The 22,312-nt window shown below is 62.5% G+C and carries 17 protein-coding genes and 1 pseudogene; 16 read left to right on the plus strand and 2 right to left on the minus strand.

All coding sequences use genetic code 11. The features are described from left to right. Positions 1 to 5 precede the first annotated feature (5 nt). From mraY to lpxC, 11 genes and pseudogenes are all read left to right on the plus strand, one after another. A complete protein-coding gene (mraY, locus tag B0G74_RS00070) occupies positions 6 to 1,175 on the plus strand; it encodes a phospho-N-acetylmuramoyl-pentapeptide-transferase (RefSeq protein ID WP_095418165.1) in 1,170 nt (389 codons plus the stop codon). A 23-nt stretch (positions 1,176 to 1,198) separates the two neighbouring features. Beyond that, positions 1,199 to 2,712, plus strand: a pseudogene (gene murD / locus B0G74_RS00075) (UDP-N-acetylmuramoyl-L-alanine--D-glutamate ligase). After that, the gene (gene ftsW, locus B0G74_RS00080; RefSeq protein WP_132372922.1) at positions 2,709 to 3,983 is read left to right on the plus strand and encodes a putative lipid II flippase FtsW; all 1,275 of its coding nucleotides are present in this window, start codon (positions 2,709 to 2,711) and stop codon (positions 3,981 to 3,983) included. Before murD ends, ftsW begins: the two are co-directional and overlap by 4 nt. Beyond that, positions 3,980 to 5,098: an undecaprenyldiphospho-muramoylpentapeptide beta-N-acetylglucosaminyltransferase gene (gene murG / locus B0G74_RS00085; RefSeq protein ID WP_132372924.1), complete on the plus strand. Its 1,119-nt coding sequence runs from the start codon at positions 3,980 to 3,982 to the stop codon at positions 5,096 to 5,098. The genes ftsW and murG overlap by 4 nt, the downstream gene beginning before the upstream one ends. Next, the gene (gene murC / locus B0G74_RS00090) at positions 5,095 to 6,498 is read left to right on the plus strand and encodes a UDP-N-acetylmuramate--L-alanine ligase (protein WP_132372926.1); all 1,404 of its coding nucleotides are present in this window, start codon (positions 5,095 to 5,097) and stop codon (positions 6,496 to 6,498) included. Before murG ends, murC begins: the two co-directional genes overlap by 4 nt. A gap of 5 nt (positions 6,499 to 6,503) precedes the next feature. Further along, positions 6,504 to 7,445, plus strand: coding sequence for a D-alanine--D-alanine ligase (locus B0G74_RS00095; protein ID WP_132372928.1), 942 nt, complete (start codon positions 6,504 to 6,506; stop codon positions 7,443 to 7,445). 24 nt (positions 7,446 to 7,469) lie between these two features. Beyond that, complete coding sequence (locus tag B0G74_RS00100; protein WP_132372930.1) at positions 7,470 to 8,222, plus strand: cell division protein FtsQ/DivIB; 753 nt, start codon at positions 7,470 to 7,472, stop codon at positions 8,220 to 8,222. A gap of 27 nt (positions 8,223 to 8,249) precedes the next feature. Beyond that, positions 8,250 to 9,482: a cell division protein FtsA gene (gene ftsA / locus B0G74_RS00105; RefSeq protein WP_007180311.1), complete on the plus strand. Its 1,233-nt coding sequence runs from the start codon at positions 8,250 to 8,252 to the stop codon at positions 9,480 to 9,482. A 132-nt stretch (positions 9,483 to 9,614) separates the two neighbouring features. Continuing rightward, on the plus strand, positions 9,615 to 10,811 hold the full coding sequence (gene ftsZ, locus B0G74_RS00115) for a cell division protein FtsZ (RefSeq protein WP_132372932.1): 1,197 nt from the start codon (positions 9,615 to 9,617) through the stop codon (positions 10,809 to 10,811). A gap of 265 nt (positions 10,812 to 11,076) precedes the next feature. Then, positions 11,077 to 11,580 (plus strand): peroxiredoxin, encoded by a 504-nt coding sequence (locus tag B0G74_RS00120; RefSeq protein WP_012434415.1) that lies wholly within the window; start codon positions 11,077 to 11,079, stop codon positions 11,578 to 11,580. Between the two features lie 288 nt (positions 11,581 to 11,868). After that, the gene (gene lpxC / locus B0G74_RS00125; RefSeq protein WP_132372934.1) at positions 11,869 to 12,786 is read left to right on the plus strand and encodes a UDP-3-O-acyl-N-acetylglucosamine deacetylase; all 918 of its coding nucleotides are present in this window, start codon (positions 11,869 to 11,871) and stop codon (positions 12,784 to 12,786) included. Between the two features lie 71 nt (positions 12,787 to 12,857). Here lpxC and B0G74_RS00130 read toward each other — a convergent pair whose 3' ends face one another. Then, positions 12,858 to 13,343, minus strand: a complete 486-nt coding sequence (locus B0G74_RS00130; protein WP_132372936.1) for a DciA family protein — start codon at positions 13,341 to 13,343, stop codon at positions 12,858 to 12,860. A 1,216-nt stretch (positions 13,344 to 14,559) separates the two neighbouring features. Here B0G74_RS00130 and ltrA point away from each other — a divergent pair. The 5 genes from ltrA (at position 14,560) to B0G74_RS00160 (ending at position 22,021) form a co-directional block, all read left to right on the plus strand. Beyond that, complete coding sequence (ltrA, locus tag B0G74_RS00140; protein ID WP_132372938.1) at positions 14,560 to 16,260, plus strand: group II intron reverse transcriptase/maturase; 1,701 nt, start codon at positions 14,560 to 14,562, stop codon at positions 16,258 to 16,260. A 202-nt stretch (positions 16,261 to 16,462) separates the two neighbouring features. After that, positions 16,463 to 19,273: a preprotein translocase subunit SecA gene (gene secA, locus B0G74_RS00145; protein WP_132372940.1), complete on the plus strand. Its 2,811-nt coding sequence runs from the start codon at positions 16,463 to 16,465 to the stop codon at positions 19,271 to 19,273. 151 nt (positions 19,274 to 19,424) lie between these two features. Next, the gene (gene argJ / locus B0G74_RS00150; protein WP_132372942.1) at positions 19,425 to 20,666 is read left to right on the plus strand and encodes a bifunctional glutamate N-acetyltransferase/amino-acid acetyltransferase ArgJ; all 1,242 of its coding nucleotides are present in this window, start codon (positions 19,425 to 19,427) and stop codon (positions 20,664 to 20,666) included. A gap of 54 nt (positions 20,667 to 20,720) precedes the next feature. Next, positions 20,721 to 21,590: an ATP-binding protein gene (locus tag B0G74_RS00155; protein ID WP_132372944.1), complete on the plus strand. Its 870-nt coding sequence runs from the start codon at positions 20,721 to 20,723 to the stop codon at positions 21,588 to 21,590. A gap of 8 nt (positions 21,591 to 21,598) precedes the next feature. After that, positions 21,599 to 22,021, plus strand: a complete 423-nt coding sequence (locus tag B0G74_RS00160; RefSeq protein ID WP_132372946.1) for an NUDIX domain-containing protein — start codon at positions 21,599 to 21,601, stop codon at positions 22,019 to 22,021. A gap of 78 nt (positions 22,022 to 22,099) precedes the next feature. Here the strand turns inward: B0G74_RS00160 and B0G74_RS00165 are convergent, their stop codons facing one another. Next, positions 22,100 to 22,297, minus strand: a complete 198-nt coding sequence (locus B0G74_RS00165; RefSeq protein ID WP_132372948.1) for a DNA gyrase inhibitor YacG — start codon at positions 22,295 to 22,297, stop codon at positions 22,100 to 22,102. Positions 22,298 to 22,312 lie beyond the last annotated feature (15 nt).

Genomic DNA, 22,312 nt, shown 5'->3' on the forward strand with positions numbered 1-22,312 from the left:
GAAGCATGCTACTGGCGCTGGCGCAATGGCTGCAGAATGACGCAAGCTTCTTGCGCGTGTTCAGTTATCTGACTTTCCGTGCGGTGATGGCGACCATCACCGCGCTGCTGATCGGGCTCGTCTGCGGCCCGGCGGTGATTCGCAAGCTGACCGCCATGAAGGTCGGTCAGGCCGTTCGTAAAGACGGTCCGCAAACTCACCTCGTCAAATCCGGCACGCCGACCATGGGCGGCGTGCTGATTCTGCTCGGCATTGCCGTGGCCACGCTGTTGTGGGCCGATCTGACGAATCGCTTCATCTGGATCGTGATGCTCGTCACGTTCGGTTTCGGTGTGATCGGCTGGGTCGACGACTATCGCAAGGTGGTCTACAAGGATCCGCGCGGCATGTCGTCGCGCGAAAAGTATTTCTGGCAGTCGGTGATCGGTCTGTTCGCAGCCGTGTATCTCGCGTTCAGCGTGTCCGAAGCGAGCAATGTGCGCGTGTTCGACCTGTTCATGGCGTGGGTGCGCAGCGGCCTCTCGATGGGCCTGCCGGCGCGCGCCGACCTGATGCTGCCGTTCGTCAAATCGATCAGCTATCCGCTCGGCGTGTGGGGCTTCATCGTGCTGACGTATCTGGTGATCGTCGGCGCGAGCAACGCGGTCAACCTCACCGACGGCCTCGACGGTCTCGTGATCATGCCGGTCGTGCTGGTCGGCGCGTCGCTCGGTGTGTTCGCGTATGTGATGGGCAGCTCGGTCTACTCGAAGTATTTGTTGTTTCCGCATATCGCCGGCGCGGGCGAACTGCTGATTTTCTGTTCGGCGATGGGCGGGGCAGGGCTCGCGTTCCTCTGGTTCAACACGCATCCGGCGCAGATGTTCATGGGCGACGTCGGCGCGCTCGCGCTCGGCGGCGCGCTCGGCACGGTGGCGGTGATCGTGCGCCAGGAAATCGTGCTCTTCATCATGGGCGGCATTTTCGTCGCGGAGACGCTCTCCGTGATGTTGCAAGTGACGTGGTTCAAATTCACCAAGCGCCGTTTCGGCGAAGGGCGGCGTCTCTTCAAGATGGCGCCGCTGCATCACCATTTCGAATTGTCGGGGTGGAAGGAAACGCAGGTGGTCGTGCGCTTCTGGATCATCACGTTGATGTTGTGTCTCTTTGGTTTGTCCACGCTCAAGTTGCGTTAAGCAGGTATTAGGGGAAGCAGGCGATGTTCGGCGAGAAGTTTCGGGATCGGCAAAAGCCGATGGTGCTCGTGCTGGACTGGGTGAATCCGGTCTCGCCATGGCGCGCTGGTGCGCGCGGCACGGCTGTCGGCTGCGTGTGGCCGATACGCGTGAAGTGCCGCCGAACCTGCCCGCGCTGGAAGCGCACGGCATCGACGCCGCATTCGTCGGTGGCCCGTTTTCGACGGCGCTGCTCGAAGGCGTAGAACTCGTCGCCATCAGCCCAGGTTTGTCGCCGCTGGCTGCTGACCTGTTGCCGCTGATCTCGGCGGCGCGCGAACAGGGCATCCCCGTGTGGGGCGAACTCGAACTCTTCTCGCAGGCGTTGAAGACGCTCGGCGAAAGCGGCTACGCGCCGAAGGTGATCGCGATTACCGGCACCAACGGCAAGACCACGACCACGAGCCTGACCGGCCTGCTGTGCGAACGCGCCGGCAAGAAGGTTGCGGTGGCCGGCAACATCAGCCCGGCGCTGCTCGACAAACTCTCGGAAGCGATCGACAACACCGCATTGCCCGACGTGTGGGTGCTGGAGCTGTCGAGCTTCCAGTTGGAAACCGCGCATACGTTTACGCCGGATGCGGCAGTCGTGCTGAACATCACCCAGGATCACCTGGACTGGCACGGCGGTCTCGACGCGTATGCCACCGCGAAGGGCCGCATCTTCGGTGCACAGACCGTGCGCGTGCTGAATCGCGACGACTCGCGCGTCATGAAGCTCGCGCCTTCGGAAGACAGCGAAGCCGAGATGGTCACATTCGGCGTCACCGAGCCGAAGAACGACGGCGACTATGGTCTGCTGCGCGACAACGGCATGATCTGGCTCGTAGAGGCGCACGATCGCGACGCGAGCGACGAGCCGGTGCCGAAGCGCCGTCGCAAGAACGAAGTGGTGACGCCGCCGAACATCGCGCTAAAACGCCTGATGCCCGCGGACGCGTTGCGTATTCGCGGACTGCACAACGCCGCCAATGCGCTCGCCGCTTATGCACTCGCGCGCGCGATCGGCCTGCCGGGCGCGCCGCTTCTGCACGGCCTGCGCGAATATCACGGCGAGCCGCATCGCGTGGAATTAATCGCGTCGATCGACGGTATCGACTATGTGGACGACAGCAAGGGCACCAATGTCGGCGCGACGGTGGCCGCGCTCGACGGCCTTGCGCAGCGCATCGTGCTCATCGCCGGCGGCGACGGCAAGGGCCAGGATTTCGAACCGCTCGCCGCGCCGGTCATGCGCTGGTGTCGCGCCGTGATGCTGATCGGCCGTGACGCGCCGCAGATCCGCGCCGCGCTGGAAGACACCGGCATCGCCATGACGGATCACGCCACGCTCGAAGAAGCCACGCGCGCCGCAACTGCGCTCGCGGAGCCGGGCGACGCCGTGTTGTTGTCGCCGGCTTGCGCGAGCTTCGACATGTTCAAGGGTTACGCGCACCGCGCCGCGGTATTCCGCAGCACGGTAGAAGACATCGCGGCCGAACGGGGGACGATGATATGAGCTGGTCGGAACGTTTCGGTTCGCGTCAAGCCGCCGCCGGCGACGCGGGTGGTTCGGGCGGTGCGGCGCGTGTCGGCCGCACCGGCGGCAGTGGGCTCGCAAGCGCCGTCAACGGCGTGCGTCCGTTGCGCTCGCGCATGCTCGACTACGATCACTCGCTGCTGTGGGTGGTCGTCGCGCTGCTCGGTCTCGGCGTCGTGATGGTGTATTCGGCGTCGATCGCCATGCCCGATTCGCCGAAGTACGCGTCCTATCGCGACTACGCGTTTCTCGTGCGCCAGATCATCTTCGTGGTGATGGGCTCGGTGATCGGCGTCGTGTCGTTCCGCATTCCGATCGCGACGTGGGACAAGTACGCGCCGAAGCTGTTTCTGATTTCGCTGGTCGCGCTGGTGATCGTGCTGATTCCGCACGTCGGCAAGGGCGTGAACGGCGCGCGCCGCTGGATTCCGCTCGGCATCACGAACATGCAGCCGTCGGAAATCATGAAGCTCGCCGTGACGATTTACGCGGCGAACTACACGGTGCGCAAGCAGGAATACATGCACAGCTTCGCCAAAGGCTTTTTGCCGATGGCGGTGGCGGTGGGTCTCGTCGGCGCGTTGCTGCTGCTCGAACCGGACATGGGCGCGTTCATGGTGATCGCGGCGATCGCGATGGGCGTGCTGTTTCTCGGCGGCGTGAACGGCAAGCTGTTCGGCGGCCTGGTGGCAACCGCGGTCGGCACTTTCAGTTTGCTGGTCTGGGCGTCGCCGTGGCGTCGTGAACGGATTTTCGCGTATCTCGATCCGTGGGACGACCGTTACGCGCAGGGCAAGGCTTATCAATTGACGCACTCGCTGATCGCGTTCGGCCGCGGCGAGTGGTTCGGCGTGGGCCTCGGCGGCAGCGTCGAGAAGCTCAACTATCTGCCGGAAGCGCATACCGACTTCATCCTCGCGGTGATCGGCGAGGAACTCGGTTTTATCGGCGTGCTGGTGGTGATCCTGATGTTCTACTGGATCGTGCGCCGCTCGTTCGAGATCGGCCGTCAGGCGCTCGCACTCGATCGCACGTTCGCGGGCCTGGTCGCGAAGGGCGTCGGCATCTGGTTCGGCGCGCAGACCTTCATCAACATGGGCGTGAACCTCGGCTTGCTGCCGACCAAGGGTCTCACGCTGCCGCTCGTCAGTTATGGCGGCTCGGGCATTGTGCTGAACTGCGTCGCTGTTGCGGTGTTGATGCGCGTCGATTACGAGAACCGGGTGTTGATGCGCGGAGGGAAAGTATGACCGCTCTGCCGCAACGCACGCTGATGGTGATGGCCGGAGGCACCGGGGGACACGTGTTCCCTGGGCTCGCGGTCGCTCATCTGATGCAGGCGTGGGGCTGGAAGGTCGTATGGCTCGGCAATCCCGCGGGCATGGAAGCGACGCTGGTGCCGAAGCACGGCATCCCGATGGAATACGTGCGCTTCGGCGGACTGCGCGGCAAGGGCATGAAAACCAAGCTGATGCTGCCGCTGAATCTGCTGCGTGCCTGCACGCAAAGCCTCTCCGTGCTGCGTCGCGTGAAGCCGGATGTGGTGCTCGGCATGGGCGGCTACATCACGTTTCCGGCCGGCTTGATGACCGCATTGAGCGGCCGTCCGCTGGTGCTGCATGAACAGAATTCGATTGCCGGTCTCGCGAACAAGGTGCTCGCGAAAGTTGCCAAGCGTGTGCTGGTTGCGTTCCCGAATGCATTGCCGCACGGCGAATGGACGGGAAATCCGATTCGTGAGGAACTTGCGCGCGCAATTGCACCCAAAACACGCTACGCGCAACGCAGCGGTCCGTTGAATGTGCTGGTCGTGGGCGGCAGTCTGGGCGCGACGGCATTGAATGAAGTCGTGCCGCGCGCGGCGGCCTTGCTCGCGCCGAACGAACGGCCGCGCATCGTGCATCAGGCGGGCGCGAAGCACATCGAGGCGCTGCGCGAGAACTACGCGGCAGCCGGTTTGCAAGCGGGCGCCGGCGTCGAACTCGTACCGTTCATCGACGACATGACGAGCGCCTACGCGAACGCGGACCTGGTGATTTGCCGGTCCGGCGCGATGACGGTGTCCGAGATTTCAGCAGTAGGCGTGGCGGCGTTCTTCGTGCCGTTCCCGTATGCAGTAGACGATCACCAAACCACTAATGCAGCGTTCCTCGCCGACAACGGCGCGGCGCTGGTCGTGCAGCAACGCGATCTGTCGGCGGAAACCCTCGCTGACTGGTTGCGCAGCCAGACGCGAGAAACCCTCGCGGAGATGGCGGAGCGTTCGCGCTCGCTCGCGAAACCCGACGCCACGGAACAGGTCGCGCAGATTTGCGCGACCGTGGCGGGTTCGATTTCGGGCGCGAGCCCAGAAGGAAAGCAATGAAACACATCGTCAAACATATTCACTTTGTCGGCATCGGTGGTGTCGGCATGAGCGGCATCGCGGAGGTGCTGGTCAACCTCGGCTATCAGGTGAGCGGCTCGGATCTCACGAGCAACGCGGTCACGGATCGCCTCGCCGCACTCGGCGCGCGGATCGCGATCGGTCACGCGGCGGAGAACATCGAAGGCGCGAACGCGGTGGTCGTCTCTACCGCGGTGCGCAGCGACAACCCGGAAGTGCTGGCCGCGCGTCATCGCCGCATTCCGATCGTGCCGCGCGCAGTGATGCTCGCGGAGCTGATGCGCCTGAAGCAGGGCATCGCGATTGCCGGCACGCACGGCAAGACCACGACCACCTCGCTGGTGGCGAGCGTGCTCGCGGCGGGCGGTCTCGATCCGACCTTCGTGATCGGCGGCCGGCTGATCAGCGCGGGCGCGAATGCGCGGCTCGGCACGGGCGACTTCATCGTCGCGGAAGCCGACGAGTCGGATGCGTCGTTCCTGAATCTGTTCCCGGTGATCGAAGTCATCACGAACATCGACGCCGATCACATGGACACCTACGGGCATGACTTCGCGCGGCTCAAGCAGGCGTTCATCGAATTCACGCACCGTCTGCCGTTTTACGGTATCGCGGTGCTGTGCGTCGACGATCCGAACGTGAAGGAAATTCTGCCGTTCGTGTCGAAGCCGATCATCCGCTACGGCTTCGCGCCGGATGCGCAGGTGCGCGCGGTCAACGTACAGGCGCGCGACGGCAAGATGCATTTCACCGCCATGCGCGAAGACGCGGCGCCGATCGACATCGTTTTGAACCTGCCGGGCGAGCACAACGTGCAGAACGCTTTGGCCGCAATTGCAATTGCGACTGAACTTGAAGTGAAAGATGCCGATATCCAGCGAGCGCTGGCGGATTTCAACGGCGTGGGCCGACGCTTCCAGCGCTATGGCGAAGTGCCGGTCGTAAGCGAAGGCAAAGCGAGCGGCGCCTACACGCTGGTCGACGACTACGGTCATCACCCGGTCGAAATGGCGGCCACGGTGGCGGCGGCGCGCGGCGCATTTCCGGGCCGGCGTCTGGTGCTGGCGTTCCAGCCGCACCGCTTCACGCGTACGCGTGATTGCTTCGAGGATTTTGTGAAAGTGCTGTCGACCGTCGACGCGCTCGTGCTGACCGAAGTCTATTCGGCCGGTGAAGCGCCAATCGTCGCCGCGGACGGCCGCGCCTTGGCGCGTGCGCTGCGTGTGGCGGGCAAGGTCGAGCCGGTGTTTGTCGATACGGTGGATGAAGTGCCGGACGCGCTCTCAGCAGTGGTGCGCGACGGCGATGTGGTGATCACGATGGGCGCGGGTTCGATCGGCGGTGTGCCCGGTCGCCTGGCGCAGGAAACGAAGGTGTGAGCGAAATGAGCAGTATCGACCCGAAACAATTCGGCAAAGTGGCAGTGCTACTCGGTGGGAACTCCGCCGAGCGCGAGGTATCGCTCAACTCCGGCCGCCTGGTGCTGCAAGGTCTGCGCGACGCCGGCGTGGACGCGCATCCGTTCGATCCGGCCGAGCGTCCGCTCGCCGCATTGAAGGAAGAAGGCTTTGTGCGCGCGTTCAACGCGCTGCATGGCGGCTATGGCGAGAACGGCCAGATCCAGGGCGCGCTCGACTTTTACGGCATCAAGTACACGGGTAGCGGCGTGCTCGGCTCGGCGCTCGGTCTGGACAAGTTCCGCACCAAGCTCGTGTGGCAGCAACTCGGCATTCCGACGCCGCCGTTCGAAGCGGTGCTGCGCGGCGACGACTACGCGGCGCGTTCGAAAGATATCGTCGCGAAGCTCGGCTTGCCGCTCTTCGTGAAGCCGGCGAGCGAGGGTTCGAGCGTCGCGGTGATCAAGGTCAAGAGCGCCGACGCACTGCCTGCCGCGCTGATCGAAGCGGTCAAGTACGACAAGATCGTGGTGGTCGAAAAGAGCATTGAAGGCGGCGGCGAATACACCGCGTGCATCGCCGGCAATCTCGACTTGCCGGTGATTCGCATCGTGCCGGCCGGCGAGTTTTACGACTATCACGCGAAGTACATCGCGAACGACACGCAGTACCTGATCCCGTGCGGTCTGGCCGCGGACGAGGAAGCGCGCCTGAAAGTGCTGGCGCGCCGTGCCTTCGACGTGCTCGGTTGCACCGACTGGGGCCGCGCGGATTTCATGCTCGATGCCGACGGCAACCCGTATTTCCTCGAAGTGAACACGGCGCCTGGCATGACCGATCACTCGCTGCCGCCGAAAGCGGCGCGCGCGGTGGGCATCAGCTATCAGGAACTGGTTGTCGGCGTATTGGCGCTGACGCTGCAGGACTAACCGGGGCGACCCGAAAGCAACACCATGTGGAACAACGTTCGCCAGCTCAATTTCGCCGCCAACGCATTGCATGCGTTGCTGGTGCTCGTGCTGCTGGCGGCGGGCGGTTACTGGCTGATCCAGCGCCCGAATTTCGCGTTGCGCGAAATCCAGATCGACGGCGATACCGAGCACATCAATTCGCCGACGGTGCGCGCGGGTGTCGTGGGGCGCTTGAAGGGCAACTTTTTCACGGTGGATCTCGACGTGGCGCGTCAGGCGTTCGAGCAGATGCCGTGGGTGCGTCATGCGAGCGTGCGGCGCGTCTGGCCGAATGCACTGGCTGTCACGCTGGAAGAGTACAAACCGCTGGGAACGTGGGGCAGCGATCAGTTGGTGAGCGTCGACGGCGAGCTGTTCACCGCGAACCAGGGCGAGCTCGAAGAAGACTTGCCCGCGTTCGACGGTCCGGACGGTACGGCAAAAGAGGTGGTCGCGCGTTATCACGACTTCCAGAAATGGTTTGCGCCGTTGGGCGCGACGCCTGAAGAAGTGACGCTGTCGCCACGCTACGCGTGGACGGTGAAGCTCTCGAACGGCACGCAGGTGGAACTTGGGCGCGAACGCAATCAGGACACGCTGCTCGACCGGAGCAAGCGTCTGAGCGCGGCGTGGAACGCGGTGACGCAACGTTGGGGAAAGGATATCGAGTATGCGGACTTGCGCTATCCGAACGGTTTCGCGATTCGCGCGGCAGGGATGCGCTTTATCACCGAACCCGACAAGGGCAAGAAGTAAACGGACATCACACGCAATGAGCACGCTATGAGTAAAGACTATAAAGATCTGCTGGTCGCCCTCGACATTGGGACGTCGAAGGTCGTGGCCATCGTCGCCGAGTTGAAGGGCGAGGGTCACTACGAGGTGATCGGCCTCGGCCAGAGCGAATCGAAGGGGCTCAAGAAAGGCGTGGTGGTGAATATCGAAGCCACCGTGCAGTCCATTCAGCGCGCGCTCGAAGAAGCCGAACTGATGGCCGACTGCAAGATCACAAACGTATTTACCGGAATTGCCGGCAGCCATATCCGCAGCTTCAACTCGAGCGGCATGGTGGCGATCAAGGAGAAGGAAGTCACGCAGACGGATGTGGCTCGCGTGATCGAAACGGCGAAGGCGATCAACATCCCGACCGATCAGCAGGTGCTGCACATCCTGACGCAGGAATTCATCATCGACGGTCAGGAAGATGTGCGCGAGCCGATCGGCATGAGCGGCATTCGTCTCGAAGTGAAGGTGCATATCGTCACCGGCGCGGTGAGCGCGGCGCAGAACATCGTCAAGTGCGTGCGCCGCTGCGGGCTCGAAGTGAACGATCTGATCTTGCAGCCGCTGGCGTCGTCGCTGGCGGTGCTGACGGAAGACGAAAAAGAACTCGGCGTGGTGCTGGTCGATATCGGCGGCGGCACGACGGACATTGCGATTTTCAGCGAAGGTGCGATCCGTCATACGGCGGTGATTCCTATCGCCGGCGACCAGATCACGAGCGACATCGCGATGGCGCTGCGTACGCCGACGCCGGATGCGGAAGACATCAAGGTGGATTACGGCATCGCCAAGCAGGCGCTCGCCGATCCGGACGAGATGATCGAAGTGCCGGGTCTCGGCGAGCGCGGTCCGCGCACGCTGTCGCGCCAGGCGCTGGCGGCAGTGGTCGAGCCGCGTGTCGAAGAACTGTTTTCGCTCGTGCAGCAGGTGGTGCGCGAGTCGGGTTACGAGGAACTGCTGAGCTCCGGCGTGGTGCTGACCGGCGGCGCGTCGATGATGCTCGGCATGGTCGAACTGGGTGAGGACATCTTCCTGAAGCCGGTGCGCATCGGCGTGCCGGAATACGCGGGCGGTCTCGCTGACGTGGTGCGCAATCCGCGCTACTCGACGGCGATGGGCCTGCTCGTCGAAGGACGCTCGCAGCGCATGCGCGGCCGCAAGGTCGCGGTGCAGTCGGGCTCGATGGGACAGGTGTTCACGCGCATGAAGGACTGGTTCCTCGGCAACTTCTAACGCATTCGCTGCACAGAACGGTTCTTAGAAATACGCGCCGGTGCCGGCGGCCGGCGCGCGACAGGAGGTTGCCCGATCTCCTGCCGAATAACGGCCGAGTGGCTGTAAATTTTTTATCTTGACGGAGGCATCATGGATTTCCAAATGCTGGAAACCGAAACGAACGGCACCATCATCAAGGTGGTCGGAGTAGGTGGCGCTGGCGGCAATGCTGTCCAGCACATGATCAACAAAGGCGTGCAAGGCGTCGACTTCATCGTGATGAACACGGACGCGCAGGCTTTGTCGCGTTCGCGCGCCACCGCGGTGATCCAGCTCGGCAACACGGGTCTGGGCGCGGGCGCCAAGCCGGAAATGGGCCGCGCCGCAGCGGAAGAAGCCCGTGAGCGCATCGCCGACGCACTGCGCGGCGCGCATATGGTCTTCATCACGGCCGGCATGGGCGGCGGCACGGGTACGGGCGCAGCACCCGTGGTCGCGCAGATCGCCAAGGAAATGGGTATCTTGACCGTTGGCGTCGTCAGCAAGCCGTTCGAATTCGAAGGCGGCAAGCGCATGCGCGTCGCGGAAGCCGGTTCGCAGCAACTGGAGGATCACGTCGACTCGCTGATCGTCGTCCTGAACGACAAGCTGTTCGAGGTGATGGGCGATGACGCCGAGATGGACAAGTGCTTCCAGTGCGCAGACGACGTTCTGAACAACGCAGTTGCCGGCATCGCGGAAATCATCAACGTCGACGGTCTGGTGAACGTCGACTTCGAAGACGTGAAGACGGTGATGGGCGAGCAAGGCAAGGCGATGATGGGCACGGCGACGGTTGCCGGCGTCGATCGCGCACGCCTCGCTGCTGAGCAGGCTGTCGCCAGCCCGCTGCTGGAAGGCGTGGATCTGTCGGGTGCGCGTGGCGTGCTGGTCAACATCACGTCGAGCCGTTCGCTGCGTCTGTCGGAAACGCGCGAAGTGATGAACACCATCAAGAGCTATGCTGCGGAAGACGCGACCGTGATTTTCGGCGCGGTGTACGACGATGCGATGGGCGACGCGCTGCGCGTGACGGTCGTGGCAACGGGCCTGGGCCGTGCGGCGAAGAAGCAGCAATCGGCACCGATGACGCTGCTGCGCACCGGCACCGACAACCAGCCGATCAATGCACACGCTGCCTACACACCGCAGTCGTCGCACGCCAGCACCGCCGACTACGGCGCGCTGGACACGCCGGCAGTGTGGCGCACGTCGCGCGATACGGCCGCTTCGCATGTGCAGGCGCTGCAGGAAAAGGGCGTCGACACGTACGACATTCCGGCATTCCTGCGCAAGCAGGCGGACTGAGCGCACGAGCAGGCTTTTCGTTGCGGCGCTGCGAGTTGGACAGCAGTGCAGCGCTGGCGGACGAATGCACGAGCGTGGCGGGTGAACGGCAAACAAGTCGCGTATCGTCAGATCCGCGGCAAGGACGACTGCCCTCTTCGGATTCGCGAAGCGGAGTGGGCGACTGTCGCCGGGCGGCGGAGCATAGTGTGAGGCTCACGCCGGATTTTTCACTGCGACACGACGACGTGCGAGCGTGCTTCGCATCGATGCAAAGGACTTGAGCATGATTCAAGCAGGTGACAAGCTGCCCGACGCAACGCTCTTCGAGTTGATCGAAGACGAGCGGGCGGGCTGCACGATCGGGCCTAACAGCTTCGACGTGCGCGAACAGACGGCGGGCAAGCGTGTGGTGATCTTCGGATTGCCGGGCGCGTTCACGCCCACCTGTTCGGCCAAACATGTACCGGGTTATGTCGAACACGCCGAGCAGTTGCGCGCTCTTGGCATCGACGAGATCTGGTGCGTGTCCGTCAACGACGCGTTCGTAATGGGCGCGTGGGGACGCGATCAGCACGCCTCGGGCAAGGTGCGCATGATGGCGGACGGCAGTGCGGCTTTCACGCGAGCGCTCGGTCTCGAGCAGGATTTGTCGGCGCGCGGCATGGGAATCCGTTCCCAGCGCTACGCGATGGTGGTCGACGACGGCGTGGTCAAGACGTTGAACGTCGAGGCTGCCGGCAAATTCGAAGTCAGCGATGCAGGGAGTATTCTCGCTACGTTGAGCTAGGCACGTGGGCGTCGTGGCCTTCGCCACAGGCACGCGCGGTTGGCGCGTTGTGCCGGGGCAACGGTCGATAAGACGCTTTTGTGACAGGCCGTTACGCGGGCCGATGACCGGAAACGCCTCCGTTCCGGGGCATCGGCCCGTCACGCTTTCCTGACGGGCGCCCAGGGGTAATGCAGCGAAACAGATTGATACGTTCCGCGAAAAGACGCTCCTTAGGGTATTGGAGTATAATTCGTGCTATGGAATAAAAAGTCCCGATTGGGATTTTCAATCGAATAGAAGATCACCATGTTGAAGCAGCGCACTATCAAGCAAATCGTCAAGACAGTCGGCATTGGCCTGCACTCCGGCCGCAAAGTCGAACTGACCCTCCGTCCGGCCGGGCCGGACACGGGCATCGTGTTTTCGCGCGTGGATCTGGCCACGCCGGTGGACATTCCTGCGTCGGCGATGGCGATTGGCGATACGCGTCTGGCTTCCGTGTTGCAGAAGGACGGCGCGCGCGTCTCGACCATCGAGCATCTGATGTCCGCCTGCGCCGGTCTCGGCATCGACAACCTGTACGTCGACGTCACCGCCGAAGAAATCCCGATCATGGACGGCAGCGCGGGTTCGTTCGTGTTTCTGATTCAATCGGCAGGTATCGAAGAGCAGAACGCGGCGAAGAAATTCATCAAGGTCACCAAGCCGGTCGAAATTCGTGACGGCGATAAATTCGCGCGTCTCGACCCGTATTTCGGTTTCAAGCTCAAATTTACGATCGATTTCCGTCACCCGGCCGTGGATAAAACCGGTCAGGCGCTGGAAGTGGATTTTGCCAACACGTCGTACGTGCGTGAAATCGCGCGTGCCCGCACCTTCGGTTTTGCGCATGAAGTGGAAATGATGCGTGAACTGGGTCTGGCGCGTGGCGGCAGCATGGACAACGCGATCGTGCTCGACGAGTACCGCATCCTGAATAACGACGGCCTGCGCTACGACGACGAGTTCGTGAAGCACAAGATGCTCGACGCGATCGGCGACCTGTATGTGATCGGCCACCCGTTGCTGGCGTCGTACAACGCGTACAAGTCGGGCCACGGCCTGAACAACGCGCTGCTGCGTGAACTGCTGGCGCACGAAGATTCGTACGAAATCGTCACCTTCGACGACACGCAGAAGGCACCGCGCGGTTTCGCCTACGAGACCCAGACGGCTTTTGCCTGACGCCTTCGGGCGAATTTTCCGAAGTAATCGTACGAAAAGTAAGCGGCCCAGTCGGGCCGCTTTTCTTTTGCCTAGCGATTTCTCCGATGCCGGGCCGCCATTTTCGCCAGCGCTTCCTGTAAGGGCGACGGCGCCAACGATTCGCTCAGCGCGTGGAGCGCGTCGGCGCCGGCCGGCGTCATGCGCGCCTGTTTGACCGGCGGCGGTTCCTTGACAGCCTGCGGCCGCACGCGAATCCGCAGCGCATTGACCGGCCAGCCGCGCTGTTGTAGATCCGACAGCAGCCGCGGTTCCAGATGCCGCAGCCGTGCCGCCAGCGCGTTGTGGCCGGCGAACAGGGCCAACACGCCTTCCTTGATAAAGCTGGGCTCGACGCTCGTCGCCAGATAGTCCGGCAGCAGCGCCCGCAGATCCTTCTCCAACGCCGCAATCTGCTCGACGCCCGCGCGCAGGGCCGCGAACGCGTCCGTGCGGTTGAGCACCTCGGCGACCGGCTGCGGGCGGCGCGCCTTGAACTGCTGGGGCGGCGGCCTTGAAAAGGAAGGAATACGGCTCATGTTCGATGGTAACGGCGTGTCCGCACCCTATGCGCGTTCACGCCGCGATTGTACCGCGCGGGATGCACGCGGACCTGCCTCAATGCGGACTGTCAGAGCTCGCTGCGGCGGGCTTCGGATGCCCCGCAGCCGTCTCGCTGCCGACATCAGCGTGGGCGGGGGCGCGTGCTAAAATGCGCGATTCGGTGCGACACGCATGCTCGTGTCCGGCTGCTCCACGTTACGGAGCATCGACTAGAGGGTTATTGAGGTAACTCACCATGCCCTCCGCAGGCGGCCCCCTTGTGGGCCGCACTTTAGGAAGCAGATGCAACCCTATGGGAAGCATCCTTGTAGTGAAATTGGAAACCGGAGCAATCAGCCGGGAACCTTGTTGCATGGGCCTGATTACCGTTAGGTCCCGCCCAGTCAGCGGCTTCACCTCCGCCGACAGGGCGGGGTGATGTTTGCAATTCCCGAGCCTTTAGGCAAGGGTTTCGCTAAACGATACGAGCGAAAGCTCGGTGTGTCATTGTTCGACCTCGTTTGTTGGAAGACGAGGGTAGTGAACCTGCTGTACGACCAGCAGTAGCCTAGGGAGACATGCGTCACTGGCAACGGTGGGGTGTGAAGCTCTTCTGACAATGTAGCCCCCGGACGTTTCGGGCAGATTGGTTCCGCGAGGAGGCGGTCTGGATACTCCTAGCAGCAAGGGGGTAAGGCGCTAGGCTGGCTGATAGGGTTAACGGAAGTGAACTGCTGATAAACCTCGTTAGCATTGTGTGCCAAAGCTGCTGATAGGCACTGACCAAAAGGTATGCGGTTGGATAGCCCGCTCGAATCTCGGGTTACGTCGTTCGTGATACCGCCGGGGAATAGGCAGAACCTAAGTCAGTCGTGTGACATGCCGGGAACGTGGTAAGCCTGTATGGTTGCCAGCGCAGTCAGGCTGGCAGGCGAACCGCAAGGGACGCTGTTGATTGTGCAGGTATGGGAGGACGGAAAAAGCGAAAGCCGGGGTGTAATGGTTCGGATAGGGGTTGGAACATCACCCCACGCGAAAGCGGGCAGACTTCCGTCTGGTCTACCGTCGCAAGACGGCTGACTACCCTCTGTAACTTGGTCAGATGCAGGTGCATGCGCCTGCATTGAGTTTTGTTGTTCCCCAGCGGGGTGTATCTGCCCCGCTGGGGGAGATGCGCCTTCTGTCTGGGGACTTTCCAGGTAGGAGAGCAGCATGAAAGTATCTGGTCGAAAGACCGGATCTGCGCTTTCCCACGCGCCGGACAACTGGTACGCCATAGATTGGCAGCGGGTTGAGCGGAACGTGAGGGGGATGCAGATTCGAATTGCGAAGGCGACGCGGGAAAGCGATTGGCGAAGGGTGAAAGCCCTGCAACGGATGCTGACCCGCACGTTGTCTGCGAAGCTGTATGCGGTACGACGTGTTACGCAAAACCAGGGTGCGCGAACGGCTGGAGTCGATCGCGAGCTATGGGATTCGCCTGACAGCCGGTGGGAAGCCATCGGCAGGTTGAAGCGGCGCGGATACAAGCCTCTGCCATTACGGAGAGTCTTTATCCCCAAAGCCAATGGGAAGGAACGCCCTCTGGGCATTCCGACCATGCGGGACAGGGCGATGCAAGCTCTGCATCTGCTGGCTTTGGAGCCAGTATCGGAGTCGACGAGTGACCTGAATTCCTACGGGTTCAGGCTAAATCGTTCGACAGCTGATGCGATGGCCCAAATCCGCGTCTGTATGTCCCAAGAGGCTTCTGCCAAATGGGTCCTCGAAGCGGATATCAAGGGATGCTTTGACCACATCAGTCATGACTGGTTGGAAAACAATGTCCTGATGGACAGAGTAATCCTCCGGAAATGGTTGAAGGCTGGCCTGATTTATAAGGGGCAGCTACAGGCGACTGAGGCCGGTACGCCGCAGGGAGGCATCATCTCCCCGACGTTGGCAAACGTAACGCTGAATGGGCTGGAGCGAGAACTGGAAGTGCACCTCGGTGCAAAACTAGGGATCATGAAAGCTCGAAGGCTCAAAGTGAATGTGGTGCGGTACGCGGACGACTTTGTAATCACCGGCGACTCACGTGAGTTACTGGAGTGCGAGGTCCGACCTTGGGTAGAAGCATTCCTTGCGGTTCGGGGACTGCAGTTATCGGAGGAGAAGACGCGGATCACTCACATTGACGACGGCTTCGATTTCCTTGGGTGGAATTTCCGGAAGTACTCGGGAAAGATGCTCATCAAGCCGAGCAAGAAGAACGCGAAAGCGTTCTACAGCAAGGTGGCGGAAACGATTAGCAGCAACAAGACGGTGAAGCAGGAGGAGATGATCCGACTGCTAAATCCAATGTTGCGCGGATGGGCGCAGTATCACCATCCGGTTACGGCCAAAAAGGCGTACACCCGCATGGAGCATCTGGTGTTCCGGAGGCTCTGGTGGTGGTCCAAGCGGCGACATCCGCGAAAGAGCAGCAGTTGGGTGCGACAGAAGTACTTCCACTCAATCGACGCTCGACAGTGGGTGTTTGCGGTCCGGACGGTTCGAGACGATGGCAGTTGGGGCCTGATGGAGTTGTACCAACTCAGCGGTACGGCGATCAGGAGACACAAGAAGATCCAAGGAGAATTCAATCCCTTTGATCCGAAGTGGGAGCAATATGGCGAGCAACTGCGGCAGACGCGTCTGTGGGATTCGATGCGCTACCGGAAACAGTGGGCAAAGCTGTACATGTCGCAGAGCGGGCTGTGTGCGCACTGCGGCTGTGCCTTGACGGACGAAACAGGCTGGCACGATCATCATCTGGAATATCGGATGCATGGCGGGTCAGACAAGTTGTCCAACCGGGTCTTGCTTCACCCGCACTGTCACCAGCAGGTACACGTTGGTAAACTTGTAGTAACTAAGCCGGTTCTGTCGTAGACAGAACTTTGTTTGTAGATTTGAGCCGTATGCGGGGAAACTCGCACGTACGGTTCTCGGGGGGCCCGATCTTCGTAAGAAGGTCGGGCTACCCGACAATTCACTCTTGGACTAAGCCGCCGAGGCCCTTCCGACCCCGGAGCGCACGTGCACGAACTGCACGCCGCGACCCAGCCGAAGCCGCGACGCAGACACCGATCCGATGACCACCGGTTTTCTACAGAAGATTTTTGGCAGCCGCAACCAGCGGTTAGTCAAGCAATATCAAAAGACCGTCACGGCGATCAATGCGCTCGAGCCGCAGATCGAGCAATTGACGGACGATCAACTGCGCGCCAAAACGGGTGAATTCCGCCAGCGCGTCGCGAGCGGCGAGTCGCTCGACAAGCTCCTGCCGGAAGCCTTCGCGGTATGCCGCGAGGCCAGCAAGCGGGTGCTGAAAATGCGCCACTTCGACGTGCAGCTGATCGGCGGCATGGTTCTGCACTACGGCAAGATCGGCGAAATGCGCACTGGTGAGGGCAAGACGCTCGTTGCCACGCTGCCGGTGTACCTGAACGCGCTGTCGGGGCGCGGCGTGCACGTGGTCACGGTCAACGACTACCTCGCCCAGCGCGACGCCGAATGGATGGCGCGGCTGTACAACTTCCTCGGTCTGTCGGTCGGCATCAACCTGTCGCAGATGGATCACGGCGCGAAGCAGGAAGCCTACGCGGCTGACATCACGTATGGCACCAACAACGAATTCGGCTTCGACTACCTGCGCGACAACATGGTCTACGAGACCGACGCACGCGTGCAGCGAGCCTTGAATTTCGCGGTGGTCGACGAGGTCGACTCGATCCTGATCGACGAAGCCCGTACGCCGCTGATCATCTCCGGCCAGGCCGAAGACCATACCGAACTCTACGTGCGCATGAATGCGCTGCCGCCGCTGCTCGAGCGCCAGATCGGCGAAGAGAAAGCGGACGGCACCGGCGTCGAAAAGCCGGGCGACTACACGCTGGACGAGAAAGGCCGCCAGGTGTTCCTGACGGAATCGGGCCACGAAAAGGCCGAGCGCCTGCTCGCCGAGTGGGGCCTGATCGGCGAGGGCGAAAGCCTGTACGCGCCGCAGAACATCACGCTCATGCACCACGTGTACGCCGCGCTGCGCGCGCACACGCTGTTCTTCAAGGACCAGCATTACGTGGTGCAGAACGGCGAAGTGGTGATCGTCGACGAATTCACCGGCCGCCTGATGGCGGGGCGCCGCTGGTCGGACGGCCTGCACCAGGCCGTCGAGGCGAAGGAACACGTCAAGATCCAGAGCGAGAATCAGACGCTCGCGTCGATCACGTTCCAGAACTACTTCCGCATGTACGCGAAGCTGTCCGGCATGACCGGCACGGCGGATACGGAAGCGTACGAATTCAACGAGATCTACGGTCTCGAAACGGTCGTGATCCCGACCAACCGTCCGCCCAAGCGGATCGACAAGCAAGATCAGATCTACAAGACCGCCAAGGAACGCTACGACGCGGTGATCCGCGACATCCGCGATTGCTACGAGCGCGGTCAGCCGGTGCTGGTCGGCACGACGTCGATCGAAAACTCCGAGTTGCTGTCGCATCTGCTGAAGCAAACCGGTTTGCCGCACGAAGTGCTGAACGCCAAGCAGCACGCGCGTGAAGCCGAGATCGTCGCAGAAGCCGGCCGTCCGAAGCGCATCACGATCGCCACCAACATGGCCGGTCGCGGTACCGACATCGTGCTCGGCGGCAACGCGGAAAAGCAGGCGTCGTTCATCGATTTGGACGAAACGCTCGCCGACGACGACAAGCAGCGCCGCATCCAGAAGCTGCACGACGAATGGCAAGCGCTGCACGATCAGGTGAAGGCCGCGGGTGGTCTGCACATCATCGGCACCGAGCGCCACGAATCGCGCCGGATCGACAACCAGTTGCGCGGCCGTGCCGGTCGTCAGGGCGACCCGGGTTCGTCGCGCTTCTATTTGTCGCTGGAAGATCCGCTGCTGCGCATTTTCGCCGGCGATCGCGTGCGCGCAATCATGGACCGCCTGAAGATGCCGGAAGGCGAAGCGATCGAGGCGGGCATCGTCTCGCGCTCGATCGAATCGGCGCAGCGCAAGGTGGAAGCGCGCAACTTCGACGTTCGCAAGCAATTGCTCGAATACGACGATGTGTCGAACGATCAGCGCAAGGTGATCTACCAGCAGCGCAATGAATTGCTCGAAGCGAACGACATCACGGAAACCATCGGCGCGATGCGCCAGAGCGTGATTGCCGACATCGTTCACCAGTTCGTGCCGGCTGGCAGCATTGAAGAGCAGTGGGACGTGCCTGAGTTGGAAGAAGTGCTGCGCAACGAATGGCAGCTCGACCTCGCGATCCAGGAAATGATCAACGAGTCGAACTCGATCAGCGCGGACGAGATCCTCGAAGCGGTCGAAGCCGCCGCGGACGAAGCCTACGAGGCGAAGGTCGAACTGGTCGGCCGCGAATCGTTCAGCGCGTTCGAACGCTCGATCATGCTGCAAACGCTGGATCGTAGCTGGCGTGAACATCTGGCCGCGCTCGATCACCTGCGCCAGGGCATCCATCTGCGCGGCTATGCGCAGAAGAATCCGAAGCAGGAATACAAGCGCGAGGCGTTCGAACTGTTCGCCGCCATGCTCGACGCTGTGAAGCTCGAAGTCACCCGCGTGGTGATGAACGTGCAGATCCAGTCGCCGGAACAGCTGGAACAGGCCGCCGAACAGCTCGAAGAGCAGGGTGGCCACCTCGAAAACGTCGAGTTCCGCCACGCCGAATTCGCCGAAGCCGCAGCCGCGGCGCCTGTTGCCGCGGAAGCGGCCACCGCCGCCATGATCGGCGATGCAATGAGCCACGGCTCGTCGCATACGGCTGCAGCGAACATGAGCGCCGACAATGTGCCGAAGGTCGGCCGTAACGACCCGTGCCCGTGCGGCAGCGGCAAGAAGTACAAGCAGTGCCACGGCAAGATCGTGTAATGCCGAAGGCGGCGCGCTGCGAGGCGCGCCGCGTCGTTTTACGCGGTACTTTGCCTTGATTTCGCGGTGATCCGGCAGCACGCCCGGGCCATCAGTTTCCGTTTCCCTCGATGCCGGCGCCTGCCGGCATTTTCTTCGACAGGTCGCGACCATGGCTGTCAATTTCCCCTCGATCGATCCCGCTCAACTCCACCCCGTCGCCGGCGTTTCGCTCGGCTGGGCGGAGGCGAATATCCGCAAGCCGAACCGCAAGGACGTGCTCGTCATTTCCGTGGGCGAAGGCGCCACGGTGGGCGGCGTGTTCACGCAGAACCGTTTTTGCGCGGCGCCCGTCACGGTGTGCCGTGAGAATCTGGAGCGTGTGCGCGCCGGCGGCAAGCCGATTCGCGCGCTGGTGATCAACACCGGCAACGCGAACGCGGGCACGGGCGAGCCGGGCCTCGTGGCGGCGCGTGAAACCTGTGCCGAACTCGCGCGTCTGGCGGATATCACGCCGGAGCAGGTGCTGCCGTTTTCGACGGGCGTGATTCTCGAACCGCTACCGGTCGATCGCCTGAATGCGGGTTTGCCGGCCGCGCTGGCGAACCGCAAGGAAGCGAACTGGTACGACGCCGCGCAGGCGATCATGACCACGGACACGCTGCCCAAGGCCACGTCGCGTCAGGTCGCAATCGACGGCCATACGGTCACGCTGACCGGTATCAGCAAGGGTGCGGGCATGATCAAGCCGAACATGGCGACCATGCTCGGCTTCCTCGCGTTCGATGCCGCCGTCGCCCAGCCGGTGCTCGACGCGCTGGTCAAGCACGTGGCGGACCGCTCGTTCAACTGCATCACGATCGATGGCGATACGTCGACCAACGATTCATTCATCCTGATCGCGTCGGGCAAATCGAGCCTGCCGGCGATCACGTCCACCGACTCGCCCGCTTATGCAGCGCTGCGCGACGCGGTGACCGAAGTCGCGCAGACCCTCGCGCAGTTGATCGTGCGCGACGGTGAAGGCGCGACCAAATTCATGACCGTGCAGGTGGAAGGCGGCTCTAGCGTCGGCGAATGCCGCCAGATCGCCTATGCGATCGGCCACTCGCCGCTCGTGAAGACGGCCTTCTATGCATCGGACCCGAATCTCGGCCGCATTCTGGCGGCCATCGGCTATGCCGGCGTGGACGATCTCGACGTCGGCAAGATCGATCTGTATCTGGACGACGTGCTGGTTGCGACTGCCGGCGGCCGCAATCCGGCCTACCGTGAAGAAGACGGCCAGCGCGTCATGAAAAAGAGCGAGATCGGCATTCGCGTCGTACTCGGCCGCGGCGATGCGCAAGCCACGATCTGGACTTGCGATCTGTCGCACGACTACGTGAGCATCAACGCCGACTATCGTTCGTAACCAGGTTTCTCATAGGGGTTTTAAAGCGGCCTGCGGGCCGCTTACTCACCAGCCATGGACAAACTCGAACAGTTTCTGACCCGGGCCGAAGCCGTGCTCGTCCGCCTCGAAGCGATGCTTCCGCCCGCCACGCCAAATATCGACTGGTCGGCGGCGGTCGCCTTCCGCTGGCGCAAGCGCCAGGGGCGCGGCTATCTGCAGCCGGTGCCGGCCATCTCGACGATCACGCTCGACGATCTGCAAAACATCGAACGCCAGAAAGGTCTGATTGAGCAGAACACGCGTCAATTCGTGCACAAGCAGCCGGCCAACAACGTGCTGCTGACGGGCGCGCGCGGCACCGGCAAGTCGTCGCTGATCAAGGCATGCCTGAACGCGTACGCAAAAGACGGCCTGCGTCTGATCGAAGTGGATAAGGACGATCTGCATGACCTGGGCGATATCGTCGACCTGATCGCGCAGCGGCCGGAGCGCTTCGTGGTGTTCTGCGACGACCTGTCGTTCGAAGACGGCGAATCGGGCTACAAGGCGCTGAAGGTCGCGCTCGACGGCTCGATCGCCGCGCAATCGGACAACGTGCTGATCTACGCGACGTCGAACCGCCGCCATCTGTTGCCCGAATACATGAGCGACAACGAGACGTACAAGCACACGTCCGATGGCGAGATTCATCCCGGCGAGCTGGTCGAAGAAAAGATCTCGCTGTCCGAGCGTTTCGGGCTGTGGGTCAGCTTCTATCCGTTCAAGCAGGATGACTACCTGTCGATCATCGGCCACTGGCTGCGGCATTTCGGCTGCGACGACGCCGAAGTCGAAGCGGCGCGCGGCGATGCGCTGGTGTGGGCGTTGGAGCGCGGCTCGCGTTCGGGACGTGTTGCGTGGCAGTTCGCGCGCGACTGGTCCGGCCGCAAAACCTCAGCGTGAGCCGCGGCATGAACGACGCCCAGAAGAATGCCGCCGGTCGCAAGGTGACGGAAGTTGCCGTCGGCGTGCTGGTTCAGCCCGATGGCCGCTATCTGCTGGCGCAGCGCCCGGCAGGCAAGCCGTACGAGGGGTATTGGGAGTTTCCGGGCGGCAAGCTGGAAGCGGGCGAGTCGGTCGAAGCCGCGCTCGCCCGTGAGTTGCACGAGGAACTGGGTATCGACGTCGAGGCGAGCCATCTCTGGCATACGCTCGAACACGACTACCCGCACGCCTACGTGCGGCTCTTTTTCTGCAAGGTGACTCAGTGGTCCGGCGAGCCGCACGGCCGCGAAGGCCAGGCTTTTGTCTGGCAGACGTTGCCTGCGGACGTCGAGCCGCTGTTGCCGGCGACCATTCCCGTGCTGGAATGGCTCGCAGCCGAGAAGGCCTGATAGCAAAGGATTAGGGCGCGCGGTAGCAGGCGCTGCGCGAGCAGCGCCGGTCCGCGTGACCCGGACAACGGGCCGCGCTCAATGCGGCGTGTAGTCCCCGCCGGGCGTCTCGTCCGACGACGCTTCCTGCTCGCTCCCGCCGATCTTGTACTTCTCAGCGGCCCAGGCGCCGAGGTCGGTCTGCTTGCAGCGATCGGAGCAGAAGGGGCGGAAGCGGTTTTCAGGTGTCCAGCGGACGTCCTTTCCGCAAGTGGGGCATTTGACGACAGTAGGCATACGGTCAGGCAGTCA

This window comes from Paraburkholderia sp. BL9I2N2 (assembly GCF_004339745.1).
GTDB lineage: Bacteria > Pseudomonadota > Gammaproteobacteria > Burkholderiales > Burkholderiaceae > Paraburkholderia.

Coding starts and splice junctions, on each gene's coding strand:
- B0G74_RS00155 (WP_132372944.1), top strand. CDS start 20,721: ATGGACAAACTCGAACAGTTTCTGACCCGGGCCGAAGCCGTGCTCGTC.
- ftsA (WP_007180311.1), top strand. CDS start 8,250: ATGAGTAAAGACTATAAAGATCTGCTGGTCGCCCTCGACATTGGGACG.
- lpxC (WP_132372934.1), top strand. CDS start 11,869: ATGTTGAAGCAGCGCACTATCAAGCAAATCGTCAAGACAGTCGGCATT.
- B0G74_RS00100 (WP_132372930.1), top strand. CDS start 7,470: ATGTGGAACAACGTTCGCCAGCTCAATTTCGCCGCCAACGCATTGCAT.
- murC (WP_132372926.1), top strand. CDS start 5,095: ATGAAACACATCGTCAAACATATTCACTTTGTCGGCATCGGTGGTGTC.
- B0G74_RS00095 (WP_132372928.1), top strand. CDS start 6,504: ATGAGCAGTATCGACCCGAAACAATTCGGCAAAGTGGCAGTGCTACTC.
- B0G74_RS00160 (WP_132372946.1), top strand. CDS start 21,599: ATGAACGACGCCCAGAAGAATGCCGCCGGTCGCAAGGTGACGGAAGTT.
- argJ (WP_132372942.1), top strand. CDS start 19,425: ATGGCTGTCAATTTCCCCTCGATCGATCCCGCTCAACTCCACCCCGTC.
- B0G74_RS00120 (WP_012434415.1), top strand. CDS start 11,077: ATGATTCAAGCAGGTGACAAGCTGCCCGACGCAACGCTCTTCGAGTTG.
- B0G74_RS00165 (WP_132372948.1), bottom strand. CDS start 22,297: ATGCCTACTGTCGTCAAATGCCCCACTTGCGGAAAGGACGTCCGCTGG.
- secA (WP_132372940.1), top strand. CDS start 16,463: ATGACCACCGGTTTTCTACAGAAGATTTTTGGCAGCCGCAACCAGCGG.
- ftsW (WP_132372922.1), top strand. CDS start 2,709: ATGAGCTGGTCGGAACGTTTCGGTTCGCGTCAAGCCGCCGCCGGCGAC.
- B0G74_RS00130 (WP_132372936.1), bottom strand. CDS start 13,343: ATGAGCCGTATTCCTTCCTTTTCAAGGCCGCCGCCCCAGCAGTTCAAG.
- mraY (WP_095418165.1), top strand. CDS start 6: ATGCTACTGGCGCTGGCGCAATGGCTGCAGAATGACGCAAGCTTCTTG.
- ltrA (WP_132372938.1), top strand. CDS start 14,560: ATGAAAGTATCTGGTCGAAAGACCGGATCTGCGCTTTCCCACGCGCCG.
- ftsZ (WP_132372932.1), top strand. CDS start 9,615: ATGGATTTCCAAATGCTGGAAACCGAAACGAACGGCACCATCATCAAG.
- murG (WP_132372924.1), top strand. CDS start 3,980: ATGACCGCTCTGCCGCAACGCACGCTGATGGTGATGGCCGGAGGCACC.